The sequence below is a fragment of the Enterobacter sp. 940_PEND genome (genome assembly GCF_001059415.1).
GTDB lineage: Bacteria > Pseudomonadota > Gammaproteobacteria > Enterobacterales > Enterobacteriaceae > Enterobacter > Enterobacter cloacae_M.
Window position 1 is genome coordinate 62,702 of record NZ_JUMS01000116.1, and the last position, 13,611, is coordinate 76,312.

The window sequence follows — 13,611 nt, forward strand, 5'->3', positions numbered from 1 at the left end:
ACTTCCTCACGATCATCTTTGCTTTCTTGCCAGCGCGAGATTCGTGCTGTCAGTGACGAGAAGGTGGTCTTTTCGTCCCTTTTTTACACTCAGCACCAATGACTTAAGAAGGGACCTGACCATGACTTTTCGCCATTGTGTGGCTGTCGATTTAGGCGCATCCAGCGGCCGCGTAATGCTCGCCACCTGGGACTGCGATCGGCGCATACTTACGCTTCGCGAAATGCACCGTTTCGCCAACTGCCTGCAAAAACAGGACGGTTTTGATACCTGGGATATTGATGCCCTGGAAGCGGAGATCCGCACCGGGCTGAACAACGTCTGCAATGACGGCATTCGCATCGACAGCATCGGCATCGATACCTGGGGCGTGGACTACGTTCTGCTCGACAGCCGCGGCGAACGCGTCGGCCTGCCCGTCTCGTATCGCGACAGTCGCACCGACGGGCTGATGACACACGCCATCGCACAGCTTGGCATGGACAACATCTATGGCCGCAGCGGTATTCAGTTTCTGCCGTTTAACACGCTCTATCAGCTGCGCGCGCTGGTTGAGCAGCAGCCGGAGCTGGTCAAAAAGGTGACGCACGCGTTACTCATTCCGGACTACTTAAGCTATCGGCTGACCGGCAACATGAACTGGGAATACACCAATGCCACCACCACGCAGCTGGTCAACATCAACACCGATAGCTGGGATGAAACCCTGCTGACCTGGACGGGCGCCTCGCCCTCCTGGTTCGGCACGCCAACGCACCCCGGAAATGTGATAGGTCGGTGGATTTGCCCGCAGGGGAATGAAATCCCCGTCGTTGCCGTCGCCAGTCACGATACCGCCAGCGCAGTAATTGCATCCCCGCTGGCCAGTAGAGACGCGGCCTACCTCTCGTCCGGCACCTGGTCGCTGATGGGTTTTGAGAGCAAAACGCCGTACACCAGCGACGCCGCGATGGCGGCGAACATCACTAACGAAGGCGGTGCCGAAGGGCGCTACCGCGTTCTGAAGAACATCATGGGCCTGTGGCTGCTTCAGCGCGTGCTGAAAGAGCAAAACGTTAACGACCTGCCCGCGCTTATCGCAGAAACCGAAAAGCTGAAGGCCTGTACGTTCCTGATTAACCCGAACGACGACCGCTTTATTAACCCGGTGCATATGAGCGCCGAAATCCAGTCCGCCTGTTTCGAAGCCGGGCAGCCGGTGCCTTCCCGTCCTGCCGAGCTGGCGCGCTGTATTTTTGACAGCCTCGCCCTTCTCTACGCGGATGTACTGAGCGAGCTGGTCGACCTGCGAGGCGCACCGTTCAACCAGTTGCATATCGTGGGCGGAGGCTGCCAGAACCAGCTGCTGAACCAGCTCTGCGCCGATGCCTGCGGCATCACCGTGGTGGCGGGTCCGGTGGAGGCTTCGACGCTCGGCAACATCGGTATTCAGCTGATGACCCTGGACGAACTTTCTGATGTCGATGAATTCCGTTCGGTGGTCACCGCGAATACCTGCCTGACCACCTTCACCCCCAATCCCTGCCATGAAATAGCCCGCTACCGGGCGCAGTTTCAGCAAAAACGACTGACTAAGGAGCTTTGCGCATGACCACTCAACTTGAACAAGCCTGGGAGCTGGCTAAACAGCGTTTCGCCGCCGTCGGCGTGGATGTCGAAACGGCGCTGCGCCAGCTCGACCGTCTGCCCGTCTCTATGCACTGCTGGCAGGGTGATGACGTCGCCGGCTTCGAGAACCCGGGCGGTTCTCTGACGGGGGGGATTCAGGCGACGGGTAACTATCCGGGCAAAGCGCGCAACGCCACCGAACTGCGTGCCGACCTGGAGCTGGCGCTGAGCCTGATCCCGGGGCCAAAACGCCTGAACCTGCATGCGATTTATCTGGAGTCCGACGCACCGGTAGCGCGTAACGAGATCAAACCGGAACACTTTAAAAACTGGGTGGAGTGGGCGAAAACCAACAATCTTGGTCTGGACTTTAACCCGTCCTGCTTCTCGCACCCGCTGAGCGCCGATGGTTTTACCCTCGCGCACGCCAACGACAAAATCCGTCAGTTCTGGATCGACCACGTGAAGGCCAGCCGCCGCGTTTCGGCGTATTTCGGCGAGCAGCTCGGCACGCCGTCAGTAATGAACATCTGGATCCCGGACGGCATGAAAGACATCACCGTCGACCGCCTGGCCCCGCGTCAGCGCCTGCTGGCCGCGCTGGATGAGGCCATCAGCGAGAAGCTGGACCCGGCGCACCACATCGACGCCGTGGAGAGCAAGCTGTTCGGCATTGGCGCCGAGAGCTACACCGTCGGCTCGAACGAGTTCTACATGGGGTACGCCACCAGCCGCCAGACCGCGCTATGCCTGGATGCCGGTCACTTCCATCCGACCGAAGCGATCTCCGACAAAATCTCCGCAGCCATTCTCTACGTGCCGCGCCTGCTGCTGCACGTCAGCCGCCCGGTGCGCTGGGACAGCGACCACGTGGTGCTGCTGGATGACGAAACCCAGGCGATTGCCAGCGAAATTATCCGTCACGACCTGTTCGACCGCGTGCACATTGGCCTCGACTTCTTCGATGCCTCCATCAACCGCATCGCGGCGTGGGTTATTGGCACCCGCAATATGAAAAAAGCCCTGCTGCGCGCGCTGCTGGAGCCAACCGCAGTGCTGAAAAAGCTGGAAGAAAACGGCGACTACACCGCGCGCCTGGCGCTGCTGGAAGAGCAGAAATCCCTGCCGTGGCAGGCCGTTTGGGAGATGTACTGCCAGCGTAACGACGCTCCGGCAGGCAGCCAGTGGCTGGAAAACGTGCGCGCGTACGAGAACAACGTGTTGAGCAAGCGCGGGTAATTTTGCCCTCACCGCGATAACTGGAAAATAAAGACTATGCAGACTATCACCCACTCCTGGTTCGTTCAGGGCATGATCAAAGCCACCTCCGACGCCTGGCTGAAAGGCTGGGACGAGCGCAACGGCGGCAACCTGACGCTGCGTCTGGACGACGCGGATATCGCGCCTTACACCGGAGATTTTCACCAGAAGCCACGCTATATTGCCCTGAGCCAGCCCATGCCGATGCTGGCCAACACGCCGTTTATCGTCACCGGTTCCGGCAAGTTCTTCCGCAACGTTCAGCTTGATCCACAGGCCAACCTCGGCGTGGTGAAAGTGGATAGCGACGGCGCGGGCTACCACATTCTGTGGGGCCTGACCGATGAGGCGGTACCCACGTCTGAACTGCCGGCGCACTTCCTCTCTCACTGCGAGCGCATCAGGGCGACTAACGGCAAAGATCGCGCGATCATGCACTGCCACGCCACCAACCTGATCGCCCTGACCTATGTGCTGGAAAACAGCGCCGATTTCATCACTCGCAAGCTCTGGGAAGGCAGCACCGAGTGTCTGGTGGTGTTCCCGGATGGCGTGGGCATTCTGCCGTGGATGGTGCCGGGTACCGACGAAATTGGCCAGGCAACCGCCAGAGATATGCAAAAACATTCGCTGGTGCTGTGGCCGTTCCACGGCGTGTTCGGCAGCGGTCCGACGCTGGATGAAACTTTCGGCCTGATCGACACCGCCGAGAAATCGGCTGAAGTGCTGGTGAAAGTTTATTCCATGGGAGGAATGAAGCAGACCATTACCCGCGAAGAGCTTATTGCGCTCGGCAAGCGCTTCGGCGTGACCCCGCTACGGTCAGCGCTGGAAATCTATGCATAAACCCTCGCTGACCGGACGGTACGGGCGATAGTTAAGGAGAATTATCATGAGCTTTATGTTGGCACTTCCAAAAATCAGCCTTCACGGCGCGGGCGCTATTGGCGATATGGTTAACCTGGTGGCGAACAAGCAGTGGGGAAAAGCGCTGATTGTCACCGACGGTCAGCTGGTAAAGCTGGGCCTGCTCGACAGCCTTTTTGTCGCGCTGGACACCCATCAGATGTCGTATCACCTGTTCGACGAGGTGTTCCCGAACCCGACGGAAGCGCTGGTGCAAAAAGGATTTGCGGCATACCGGGACGCGGAGTGTGATTACGTGATCGCCTTCGGCGGCGGCAGCCCGATTGATACCGCCAAGGCGATTAAAATCCTCACCGCCAACCCCGGGCCGTCCACCGATTATGCCGGCGTCGGCAAGGTGAAAAACGCGGGCGTGCCGCTGGTGGCGATCAACACCACCGCAGGCACGGCGGCGGAGATGACCAGCAACGCGGTAATCATCGACTCTGCGCGCCAGGTGAAAGAGGTGATCATCGATCCGAATATCATTCCGGATATCGCCGTGGACGATGCCAGCGTGATGCTGGATATTCCGGCCTCCGTGACCGCCGCAACCGGCATGGACGCGTTAACCCACGCCATAGAAGCCTACGTGTCCGTTGGCGCGCACCCGCTGACCGATGCCAACGCGCTGGAGGCAATCCGCCTGATCAACCTCTGGCTGCCGGAAGCGGTCGAAGACGGCCATAATCTTGAGGCGCGCGAGCAGATGGCGTTTGGTCAGTATCTGGCGGGCATGGCGTTTAACAGTGCGGGGCTCGGCCTTGTGCATGCCCTGGCGCACCAGCCGGGCGCGACGCACAACCTGCCGCACGGCGTGTGCAACGCCATCCTGCTGCCGATCGTCGAAAGCTTTAACCGCCCGAACGCAGTTGCCCGCTTCGCCCGCGTGGCGCAGGCGATGGGCATCGATACTCGCGGCATGAGCGTTGAAGCCGCCAGCATGTCCGCCATTCAGGCGATTCGCGACCTGAGCGCTCGCGTCGGCATCCCTTCCGGCTTCAGCCAGCTCGGCGTGACCAAAGCCGATATTGAAGGCTGGCTGGATAAAGCTCTTGCCGACCCGTGCGCGCCATGCAATCCGCGCACCGCCAGCCGCAACGAGGTTCGCGAGCTGTATCTGGAGGCATTATGATCCGCAAAGCCTTTGTTATGCAGGTTAACCCGGACGCGCATAAGGAGTACGCGCATCGCCACAACCCCATCTGGCCCGAGCTGGAAGCGGTACTGAAAGACCATGGTGCGCACCGCTACGCCATCTATCTCGACAGAGAACGCAGCCTGCTCTTTGCCACCGTGGAGATTGATTCGGAGGAGCGCTGGAACGCGGTCGCGAGTACTGACGTCTGCCAGCGCTGGTGGAAACACATGCGTGATGTCATGCCGTCGAACCCGGACAACAGCCCGGTGAGTACCGGGCTGGAAGAGGTGTTTTACCTGGACTGACCGGTTAACGCTGCCGCACCCGCGGCAGCGGCTATCTCCTGCCTGCTGCTCAGCGTAAACGCCGACACTACCGTAATCGCCAGCACGAAACAGCCCAGCATCAGATACGTCTCCTGGAAGCCGATCCGGTCATACATATTCCCGGCAAAAGCGGAGAGGAAAATGGCCGCCGACTGCTTGGCGAACTGGAAGCCGATCAGATAGATAGTCGCTGACAGTCGGGTATCAAACACCCCGGTGATGTACTTGAATGCCCCCACCAGCAGGAACGGCACCTCCAGCGCGTGCAGCATCTTCAGGGCAATCACTTCTACAGCGGTGGTGGCAAATGACGAGCCAATGATGCGCGTCGCCATAATCACCCCGGCGATCAGCAGCGTGTTTTTCGCGCCGATGCGGTTAATGATCCACGGCGAACAAAACATGATGATCGCGTTGCAGATTTCCCCCGCCGTGGTAGCGAAACCAAAGGCGCGAGTACCTTCCTGAGGCGTGGCGAAAAACGTTTTGAAGAAAGTGGCAAACTGCTGGTCAAATACGTCATAGACGCAGGCTACGCCAATCACGTACAGAATAAACATCCACATCCTGCGCTGACGGAACAGGCTAAAGACCGTTTTCGCAGTGATCTGCGGCTGGTTGGCACCCAGCGCATTCATCACCTGCGCCGTCTGGTTGGGTTTTGGCTTCGCGACCACCAGCAACAGCATCAACAGCAGCGCCGCCGCAGACCCCATCCAGAAAACATATGACGGATCGATGCCGAACAGGATCCCGCCCGTGGAGGCGCATAGCCCCCAGCCGAGGCAGCCAAACATGCGCGCCTTACCGTATTCAAAGAAACTGTTACGGCTCACGCGTTCAATGTAGGCCTCAATTGCCCCCGAGCCCGCCGAAAAGACAAAGCCGATATACAGGCCACCGCTCAGCGCGCCCAGCCAGATGTTGGCTTTCAGCAACGGCGCAAAGACGTAGAGGAAGAAAGGGGCAAACAGGAACAGCAGCACGGAGATGATCCACAGCAGGTGTTTTTTCAGCCCCAGCTTGTCCGAGATCACGCCAAGCACCGGCTGGAAGGCGATAGCCGACAGTGAGATGCAGGAGAAGACAATCCCGGTATGGGTTTTATTCAGGCCGATGATGTCCGACAGCCAAATCGGCAGGAACGGAAAGCAGGTGGCCATGATGAAGAAGTAGAGAAAGAAGAACAGCCCAAAGATCCAGAAGTTAGGGTTGTCTTTGTGGGTACAGGTTGTTGTGTTCATTATTTTTATCCTCAACGGAGGGCCGGCTGCCCGGCCCGTCACCCTTACACGCGTTCAACGCCAATCAGAATGGCGGTTTCCGGATCCAGAATCGGCAGCGCAATGCCCGCCTGCATCAGCCACTCGCCGCTCACCGTTTGCGGCGTTTCCATCCACGCCGGTAGCTTACGCATGGTGTGCCCTCCCTTGCCCGTAATCTGAATATTCGGGTGATCGAGCAGCGTGACGCGGTACCGCGCGCTGGCCTCCAGCCCCGCCATGCGCAGCGGCATCATCAGGCTGTAGTCCGGCATCGCGAGCTGGCTGACCATAAACAGCCCCTGCGTCTTGTCTTCGCTCACAATCCCCTGCGCCAGCGTGGTGGCGTCCGGCATATCAATTCGCCACTGGGTGCCGTGATGAATGACGTCGCGCCACTGCTTGTGCAGCGCGGCGTAATGACGATAGCCTTCGCGCTCCTGTTCGTCCACGGTGAGCGGATCCAGCTCCAGCCCCATATGGCCAAACAGGGCCGTTAGCCCGCGGAAGGCGATGCCGTGCTGGCGGAAGGTGGCGTGGCATTTATGATGACCGATATGCGCGCCCATTACCTCCGGCGGGAAGAAGTAGCTCATGCCGCGCTGAATGGTACTGCGCTCCAGCGCGTCGTTGTTGTCGGACGCCCAGAAGCGGTGGCTGCGGGTCAGTACCTCATAATCAATGCGCCCGCCGCCGGAGGAGCAGGATTCAAACTCAATATGCGGGAAGCGCTCGCCCAGCACGTCCAGCAGGCGGTAAAACTGGCGGGTCTGGGCGTCGGCGGCGGCTTTACCGTTGTGTCCAGGCTGCACCAGCTCGCGGTTCATGTCCCACTTCACGTAGTCGACCGCATGTTCGCCCAGCAGCCAGCTCATGCGCTCCACCAGGTAATCAAAGGCCTCAGGGATGTTGAGATTAAGGACCAGCTGGTGTCGCCCGGTCGCCTGGGGATAGCCCGGCAGCGCCAGTACCCAGTCAGGGTGCGCGCGGTACAAATCTGAATCCGGGTTGATCATCTCCGGCTCAACCCAGATGCCAAACTCCATGCCCAGCCGTTTGACGTGGTCGATCACTGGCGTCAGGCCATTCGGGTATTTTTTCTCGTCCAGATACCAGTCGCCCAGCGCGGCATGGTCGTCATTGCGGCCTTTGAACCAGCCGTCATCGATGATGAAGCGCTCCACGCCCAGCGCGGCGGCCTCGTCGGCCATGCGCATGATGTAGTCCGGATCGTGGTTAAAGTAGATCCCTTCCCAGGTATTGAGGTGCACCGGGCGCGGTTTGTTTTCCGGGAAGCGGATGATGTTGTCGCGCAGGTAGCGGTGGAACGGCTGGCTCATGCCGTTCAGGCCCTGCGTGGAGTAGCTGGCATACAGGCGCGGCGTCCAGAGCGTATCGCCCTTTTCAACCGCCATTTCACCCGGCAGGTAAAGCGCTTCGGCCTGTAGATAGCGACGACCGTCGGTTTTCGCTTCCGCGCGCAGGCGGTGATTACCGCTCCAGCCCAGATGCACGCCCCAGACGTCACCCTGCATTTCGCTGAACGACGGCGTACCGGCAATCAGCGCCGGGAAATGCTCGTGGGAGGTTTTACCCCGACGGTTTTCAATCACGAAGCTGTCATGTTCAAGCTTTACGCGGTGCGGCTGAAACTCCCTGATCCAGCGACCGTGGAAGGCCATTACCTCCTGCGCGCGCTCGGCCACCGGCAGCGTGACGGCAAAACGGTCCACCTGCCAGGGGATCGCTTTCAGGTTCGTTAAACCGTGACGAACCACCAGCACGCCGCTGGCATCCAGCGCCAGCTCGCTCGTCAGGCGCAGTCCCGCGCATTCATCTTCGGCGGTAATCGTCAGGGTGTTAACGCCCTGCTGCACTTGCGTGGTTTTGAACACCGGGGAACCGTCCAGCCCCTGGCGATGCCCCTCAATGCCAGGCGAGCCAAACAGTCCATGCCCCAGCTCGGCCATCAGCGTGACCGGGGAGTCGACGTCAAGTCTGCCGTTGGCAACAGGACGCGCGAGCATAGCAACATCCTGCGACGAAAAGTGCTGAAGGTGCGGCCCCCAGTAGAGAATTTCGGCGAAAGGGTACGTTTTTATCACCACGTCTACCGTATTGCTTTCAAGTCGTAAAACGGAATCTTGCATCAGACATCTCCTGTCATCGGGAAGATCTGAGTGTTGATCCGAAACGTTTCGGATACAAACCAAAACGTTTCGGTTTTGTGATCGACTTTAGAAAATGGAGAGATTCAGGCCGTCTTGCCGGGAGAGAATTCGGGCTGCCAGAGCACCTGAAGTTGTTCAATATCGTCGCCGCTAATCAGCTGGCGCACCATATCGGCAATCTGTTTCCCGACGCCCTGGCGGGTGGACTGGATCACCGACGCCACGTCAATATCGACGATGCTATCCTGCGGCAGGCCGTCATAGACCACCAGCGAGACGGCGTTGTCGCCGGATAAACGCCCCAGCTGCGCCAGCGCCATCGCCGCGCCGTCGCCGTGGGTGTTACAGTCGGTGATGATGGCCGTGGGCGGCTGCGGCAGGGCAAGCAGTTCTTTGGTGGTGGCATACCCGACTCGGCGCGAAGGCGGCATGGCGCGCAGCCATTCGCTGGAAAGCCCGGCTTCCCGCAGGGCGTCCAGATAGCCCTGACGGCGCTGGGTGATAAACGCCTGATTGTTGCTTTCGCCCAGTAGGGCAATGCGCTGATGGCCTTTCCCGATCAGCCAGCGGGTAGCATTGTACGTACCGGCATAGTTGTCGAAGTCGAACCACGCGTACGGCTGCGGTAGCTGGCTTCGACCAAGCGCCAGAAAGGGGAATCCGGCCGCCTGCAGCTGCTCAAGTCGCGGATCGCGATCCAGCGTGTGGGCCACAATCAGCGCGTCCACGCGGCGGCTTTGCACCATGCGCATATAGCTGTGCTTATCCGCCAGATCGTCGTCGGCGATGAGCAATAAGTCGATCTCATGTCGCGCCAGTTCGTGGCTAATTTCGCCGACCATGTCCATAAATACGCTGTTATTGAGCGGAACAGGATGTACGGGAAACACCAGCCCGACGGCGTCAATTTTGCCCATCTTCAGGCGGCGGGCGAAGGTGTTAGGCCGATAGCCGCGTCGCTGGGCTTCCGCTTCAACGCGAGCGCGCGTCTCGTCAGAAACGTCGTCATATCCGTTGAGGGCGCGGCTGACGGTGGTAACAGAGAGCCCCAGTTCTTTGGCAATGGCTTTAAGCGACATGATTTTCCTTATCTTCGTTAGTTTTGTTCCGCCACCAGCAGCGCGTAAGTGTCTGGCTCCAGGGCCTTGAAGATATGCGGCTGGTCGGCGGGATAACAAATGTAATCCCCTGCGCCTAGCTCTTCTGCCGCGTCGAGCAGGCCGACCAGCGCCCGCCCCTGCGTCACAATAATATGCTCAACCGAGCCCGGCGGATGCGGCTGGGAAATACGGTCTGCGCCCGGTTGGGTCATCAGAAGATAGACATCGCGGCGCGCGCCCGGAGGGCATGCCGCCAGCAAAATGGCTTCATAATTAGCCTGTCCGGCAACCACTTTCGTCCCTTCACCACGGCGGATCACCTGCGTGGTCGGCAACTGCGGCTCCAGCAAGCGGGCGAAAGGAATATCCAGCGCCACGCAGAGCGACCACAGCGTTTCCAGGCTAGGGTTACCGTTGCCGGACTCCAGCTGGGAAAGCGTAGATTTTGCGATCCCGGCACGGCGGGCAATTTCCGCCAGTGAAAGCCCGGTTCGCAGGCGTTCTCGCACCAGACTTTTGGCGATCAGGCTGATCGGCTGCGTCATATAACGGCCTCTTGTTCTATAAAGCGAACGAATCGTTCGTCTTGAAAATCAGTTTCGTTGCGTTCATTATAATGGATACACGTTCGATATGGCTAAAATTGTATGAAGCATCATCTCTCTTGCCTGAAAGGCGACACCATAAAAGCAATCATCCTGGTCTGCCTCGCGGTCGGCGTGGTCGGGATGTCATACGGCTCCCTTGCGATGGCCTACGGTTTCCCGGTCTGGGTACCGTTTGTACTCTCCATCACCGTACTCGCGGGCGCGTCAGAGTTTATGTTTATCGGCATTGTGGCAAGCGGCGGTAACCCGCTGGCGGCTGCGGCCGCGGGGTTGCTGGTCAACGCGCGGCACGTGCCGTTTGGCGTGACGGTCCGTGAGCTGGTCGGCAAACGTGGTCTGAGCCTGTTGGGCTGCCACATCATGAATGACGAAAGCGTGGTGTTTGGCCTGTCTCAAAAAACGCCCGAACAGCGCAAAGCGGCGTACTGGCTATGTGGTTTAGGCGTGGCGATTGTCTGGCCGCTGGGGGCCCTGCTGGGCGCTATGGTCGGTAAACTGCTGCCGGACCCGGAAACCATTGGGCTGGATGCGGTATTCCCGGCCATATTGCTGGCGCTGGTGGTGCCCGCGTTTAAAAACCGCACCACGCTGATCCGCGCCTGCAGCGGAGCCGCGCTGTCACTGGCCGCCGTGCCGTTTGCCCCGGTGGGATTACCGGTGCTGCTCTCTTTACTGGGTCTTGCTGCGAGGAAAAAATAATGGGAAATATGACGATTTTTATTCTCGGCATCGCCATTTTGTCTGCGGGAACGTATCTGATGCGTCTTGGCGGGGCAAAACTGGGCAGCAGGCTGGCATTGTCAGAACGTTCACAGGCGCTGCTGTCAGATGCGGCAACGGTATTGCTGTTTTCCGTGGCGCTGGCGACCACGTTTTATGAAAGTGACCACTTTGCCGGCATGGCGCGCGTGCTGGGCGTGGCGTTTGCGGTATTTCTGGCCTGGCGAAAGATGCCGTTAATTGTGGTGATCGTGGCGGCGGCAGTGGTAACCGCGCTGCTGCGCGTGGCGGGCATAAACTAAAAAAGCGCCCCGGGGGCGCTCTTTCGACGGTGTGACAGCTTATTTCGTCAGTTCAGCAGTCATGTGTACGCGGTTACCTGAGAACGCCTGGGTAATTTTGTAAGATGACGCGCCGGCTTCCTGAGCCTGAGCCGCGATTTTCGCTTCTGCGCCGTCAATGGTTGACGCGGTTGCGGTCACGGTCTGAGCAGCGAAAGAACCGAAAGAAGTAGCCAGAGCGATTACAGCGACAAAAGTTTTGATGCTTTTCATAATATAAACCCTTTCATTAAGTTGTTTAGGTAAGGCACCGTGCCTTGATGAGATAAATACTAGACCTCATCATGAACAACTAAAAGCGGAAGGATTTGCTATTATCATTCAAAATTATTGATCAACTATTAATCGCTGAGGATGGGTATAAACGGTCGCCCTTCCCGGCTTGCAGAAGCCCACCAGCGTCAGGTTGCAGCGCTCCGCCACCTCCACTGCCAGCGTGGTCGCCGCCGATACCGCAAACAGAATTTCCACACCGCACATCGCGGATTTTTGCACCATCTCATAGCTGGCGCGGCTGGAAACGAGTGCCGCCCCCTGCTTCCACACGTCACTTTCACGCGCCCGGCGACCGAGCAGCTTGTCCAGCGCCACGTGGCGGCCCACGTCCTCGTGTCCCCCGGCAATATCTCCCGACGGCAACACCCATGCCGCCGCGTGCGTGCAGCCGCTCAGCTGGCCGATGGGCTGTACATCATTCAGGTGCTCGAGCGCATGGTCGAGGTGCGCCAGATCAAAGGTCTGAGTAAACGGCAGTGGCGCAACGGGTTTACCAATATCATTGAGCTGCTCAACGCCACACACGCCGCAGCCGGTACGCCCGGCCAGCGCGCGGCGGCGCTCTTTCAGCCCCATAAAGCGGCGGCTGGAGAGTTCGATTTGCACTTCAAGACCGTTGCAAGCCTGCACCACGTCCATGCCGTAGATCTCCTGCGGATGGTCAATGATGCCTTCCGAAAGGGAGAACCCTATCGCGAAGAGCTCAAGATCTTTCGGCGAAGCCATCATCACCACATGCGAGATGCCGTTGTAAACGAGCGCAACGGGCACCTCTTCCGCCAGATAATCGGGCGTGGCATGGGTAATGTGGGGCGGTCTGTGTACCGACAGTTCCACAATACCCGCAGGCAGTGGCGACAAGTGGGGAGCACGGTTTTGTTTAGACACAGCGGTATTCCTGAACAACCACAGAGGTGAGCCTGCTATTGCATCACAAACAACAGGGCTTACGCATAGTATGGATCAACTTTTCGACAACCATTCTCCTACTCATTTAGCAGGGGTGCAACCTGCCACCCGCTACACCGCTTTAACATGCAGAGCTGTTAATGTGATAAATATCACACTTTATAATCAACATGGTGATAATACGTTCACTTTGTATTAACGCCATTAGAACAGCGGTACCGACAATGTGGTATTCTGATGATATCCCTCGTGGAATTGAGGGATTAACGCAAATTTTTCTCCTTTGCGGTCAATTCTCAACCGCGAAGTTAAAACTACATATGTAAGCAATGTCGAAACAAGGAGTGACCCATGCAGGTCAGCAGAAGGCAGTTCTTTAAGATCTGCGCTGGCGGTATGGCAGGCACCACGGCAGCGGCACTGGGCTTTGCGCCCGGCGTAGCGCTGGCGGAAACGCGGCAGTATAAACTGCTGCGCACCCGTGAAACCCGTAATACCTGTACGTACTGCTCTGTCGGTTGCGGGCTGTTGATGTATAGCCTCGGCGACGGTGCTAAAAACGCCAAAGCGTCTATTTTCCATATCGAAGGCGACCCGGATCATCCGGTCAACCGCGGCGCATTGTGCCCGAAAGGGGCCGGTCTGGTGGACTTTATCCACTCCGAAAGCCGCCTCAAATTCCCGGAATATCGCGCGCCAGGCTCCGACAAATGGCAGCAAATCAGCTGGGAAGAGGCGTTCGACCGCATCGCAAAACACATTAAAGAAGACCGCGATGCCAACTTTGTTGAGAAGAACGCCGACGGCGTTACGGTCAACCGCTGGCTCTCCACCGGGATGCTGTGTGCCTCTGCTTCCAGCAACGAAACCGGTTATTTAACCCAGAAATTTACGCGCGCACTCGGTATGCTCGCGGTCGACAACCAGGCGCGTGTCTGACACGGACCAACGGTAGCAAGTCTTGCTCCAACATTTGGTCGCGG

The 13,611-nt window shown here is 58.6% G+C and carries 13 protein-coding genes and 1 pseudogene; 8 read left to right on the top strand and 6 right to left on the bottom strand.

Going from position 1 to position 13,611, the window contains the following annotated elements; translation table 11 throughout:
- Nucleotides 1-121 precede the first annotated feature (121 nt).
- The 5 genes from rhaB to rhaM are packed head-to-tail and all read left to right on the top strand — an operon-like array spanning nt 122 to nt 5,220.
- A complete protein-coding gene (gene rhaB / locus ADJ24_RS16435; protein WP_023309736.1) occupies nt 122-1,591 on the top strand; it encodes a rhamnulokinase in 1,470 nt (489 codons plus the stop codon).
- A complete protein-coding gene (rhaA, locus tag ADJ24_RS16440; protein WP_023309737.1) occupies nt 1,588-2,847 on the top strand; it encodes an L-rhamnose isomerase in 1,260 nt (419 codons plus the stop codon). The genes rhaB and rhaA overlap by 4 nt, the downstream gene beginning before the upstream one ends.
- A 36-nt stretch (nt 2,848-2,883) precedes the next feature.
- Nucleotides 2,884-3,714, top strand: a complete 831-nt coding sequence (gene rhaD, locus ADJ24_RS16445) for a rhamnulose-1-phosphate aldolase (RefSeq protein ID WP_023309738.1) — start codon at nt 2,884-2,886, stop codon at nt 3,712-3,714.
- Nucleotides 3,715-3,760: 46 nt separating this feature from the next.
- The gene (gene fucO / locus ADJ24_RS16450) at nt 3,761-4,909 is read left to right on the top strand and encodes a lactaldehyde reductase (RefSeq protein WP_023309739.1); all 1,149 of its coding nucleotides are present in this window, start codon (nt 3,761-3,763) and stop codon (nt 4,907-4,909) included.
- Nucleotides 4,906-5,220, top strand: coding sequence for an L-rhamnose mutarotase (gene rhaM / locus ADJ24_RS16455; protein WP_023309740.1), 315 nt, complete (start codon nt 4,906-4,908; stop codon nt 5,218-5,220). The genes fucO and rhaM overlap by 4 nt, the downstream gene beginning before the upstream one ends.
- On the opposite strand, the gene ADJ24_RS16460 is transcribed toward rhaM, so the two are convergent.
- From ADJ24_RS16460 to ADJ24_RS16475, 4 genes are all read right to left on the bottom strand, one after another.
- Entirely contained in the window at nt 5,208-6,485 is a 1,278-nt protein-coding gene (locus ADJ24_RS16460) for an MFS transporter (RefSeq protein WP_023309741.1), read from the bottom strand. The genes rhaM and ADJ24_RS16460 overlap by 13 nt on opposite strands.
- Nucleotides 6,486-6,529: 44 nt before the next feature.
- A complete protein-coding gene (locus tag ADJ24_RS16465; RefSeq protein WP_048702999.1) occupies nt 6,530-8,653 on the bottom strand; it encodes an alpha-galactosidase in 2,124 nt (707 codons plus the stop codon).
- A 104-nt stretch (nt 8,654-8,757) separates the two neighbouring features.
- Nucleotides 8,758-9,753 (bottom strand): LacI family DNA-binding transcriptional regulator, encoded by a 996-nt coding sequence (locus ADJ24_RS16470; protein ID WP_023309743.1) that lies wholly within the window; start codon nt 9,751-9,753, stop codon nt 8,758-8,760.
- Nucleotides 9,754-9,770: 17 nt separating this feature from the next.
- The gene (locus tag ADJ24_RS16475; RefSeq protein ID WP_023309744.1) at nt 9,771-10,319 is read right to left on the bottom strand and encodes a helix-turn-helix domain-containing protein; all 549 of its coding nucleotides are present in this window, start codon (nt 10,317-10,319) and stop codon (nt 9,771-9,773) included.
- A gap of 102 nt (nt 10,320-10,421) precedes the next feature.
- On the opposite strand from ADJ24_RS16475, the gene ADJ24_RS16480 reads away from it, so the two are divergent.
- Both ADJ24_RS16480 and ADJ24_RS16485 read left to right on the top strand, forming a co-directional pair.
- Nucleotides 10,422-11,081 (top strand): AzlC family ABC transporter permease, encoded by a 660-nt coding sequence (locus tag ADJ24_RS16480; protein ID WP_023309745.1) that lies wholly within the window; start codon nt 10,422-10,424, stop codon nt 11,079-11,081.
- On the top strand, nt 11,081-11,404 hold the full coding sequence (locus ADJ24_RS16485) for an AzlD domain-containing protein (protein WP_023309746.1): 324 nt from the start codon (nt 11,081-11,083) through the stop codon (nt 11,402-11,404). The genes ADJ24_RS16480 and ADJ24_RS16485 overlap by 1 nt, the downstream gene beginning before the upstream one ends.
- A gap of 39 nt (nt 11,405-11,443) precedes the next feature.
- On the opposite strand, the gene ADJ24_RS16490 is transcribed toward ADJ24_RS16485, so the two are convergent.
- A complete protein-coding gene (locus ADJ24_RS16490) occupies nt 11,444-11,656 on the bottom strand; it encodes a DUF1471 domain-containing protein (protein WP_023309747.1) in 213 nt (70 codons plus the stop codon).
- Between the two features lie 114 nt (nt 11,657-11,770).
- On the bottom strand, nt 11,771-12,607 hold the full coding sequence (gene fdhD, locus ADJ24_RS16495; protein WP_023309748.1) for a formate dehydrogenase accessory sulfurtransferase FdhD: 837 nt from the start codon (nt 12,605-12,607) through the stop codon (nt 11,771-11,773).
- A 372-nt stretch (nt 12,608-12,979) separates the two neighbouring features.
- On the opposite strand from fdhD, the pseudogene ADJ24_RS16500 reads away from it, so the two are divergent.
- A pseudogene (locus ADJ24_RS16500) lies at nt 12,980-13,564 on the top strand (molybdopterin-dependent oxidoreductase); the annotation flags it as partial.
- Nucleotides 13,565-13,611: the final 47 nt, after the last annotated feature.

Excerpts from the sequence above, each read along its gene's own strand:
- rhaB (WP_023309736.1), top strand. The coding sequence starts at position 122 with ATGACTTTTCGCCATTGTGTGGCTGTCGATTTAGGCGCATCCAGCGGC.
- rhaA (WP_023309737.1), top strand. The coding sequence starts at position 1,588 with ATGACCACTCAACTTGAACAAGCCTGGGAGCTGGCTAAACAGCGTTTC.
- rhaD (WP_023309738.1), top strand. The coding sequence starts at position 2,884 with ATGCAGACTATCACCCACTCCTGGTTCGTTCAGGGCATGATCAAAGCC.
- fucO (WP_023309739.1), top strand. The coding sequence starts at position 3,761 with ATGAGCTTTATGTTGGCACTTCCAAAAATCAGCCTTCACGGCGCGGGC.
- rhaM (WP_023309740.1), top strand. The coding sequence starts at position 4,906 with ATGATCCGCAAAGCCTTTGTTATGCAGGTTAACCCGGACGCGCATAAG.
- ADJ24_RS16460 (WP_023309741.1), bottom strand. The coding sequence starts at position 6,485 with ATGAACACAACAACCTGTACCCACAAAGACAACCCTAACTTCTGGATC.
- ADJ24_RS16465 (WP_048702999.1), bottom strand. The coding sequence starts at position 8,653 with ATGCAAGATTCCGTTTTACGACTTGAAAGCAATACGGTAGACGTGGTG.
- ADJ24_RS16470 (WP_023309743.1), bottom strand. The coding sequence starts at position 9,753 with ATGTCGCTTAAAGCCATTGCCAAAGAACTGGGGCTCTCTGTTACCACC.
- ADJ24_RS16475 (WP_023309744.1), bottom strand. The coding sequence starts at position 10,319 with ATGACGCAGCCGATCAGCCTGATCGCCAAAAGTCTGGTGCGAGAACGC.
- ADJ24_RS16480 (WP_023309745.1), top strand. The coding sequence starts at position 10,422 with ATGAAGCATCATCTCTCTTGCCTGAAAGGCGACACCATAAAAGCAATC.
- ADJ24_RS16485 (WP_023309746.1), top strand. The coding sequence starts at position 11,081 with ATGGGAAATATGACGATTTTTATTCTCGGCATCGCCATTTTGTCTGCG.
- ADJ24_RS16490 (WP_023309747.1), bottom strand. The coding sequence starts at position 11,656 with ATGAAAAGCATCAAAACTTTTGTCGCTGTAATCGCTCTGGCTACTTCT.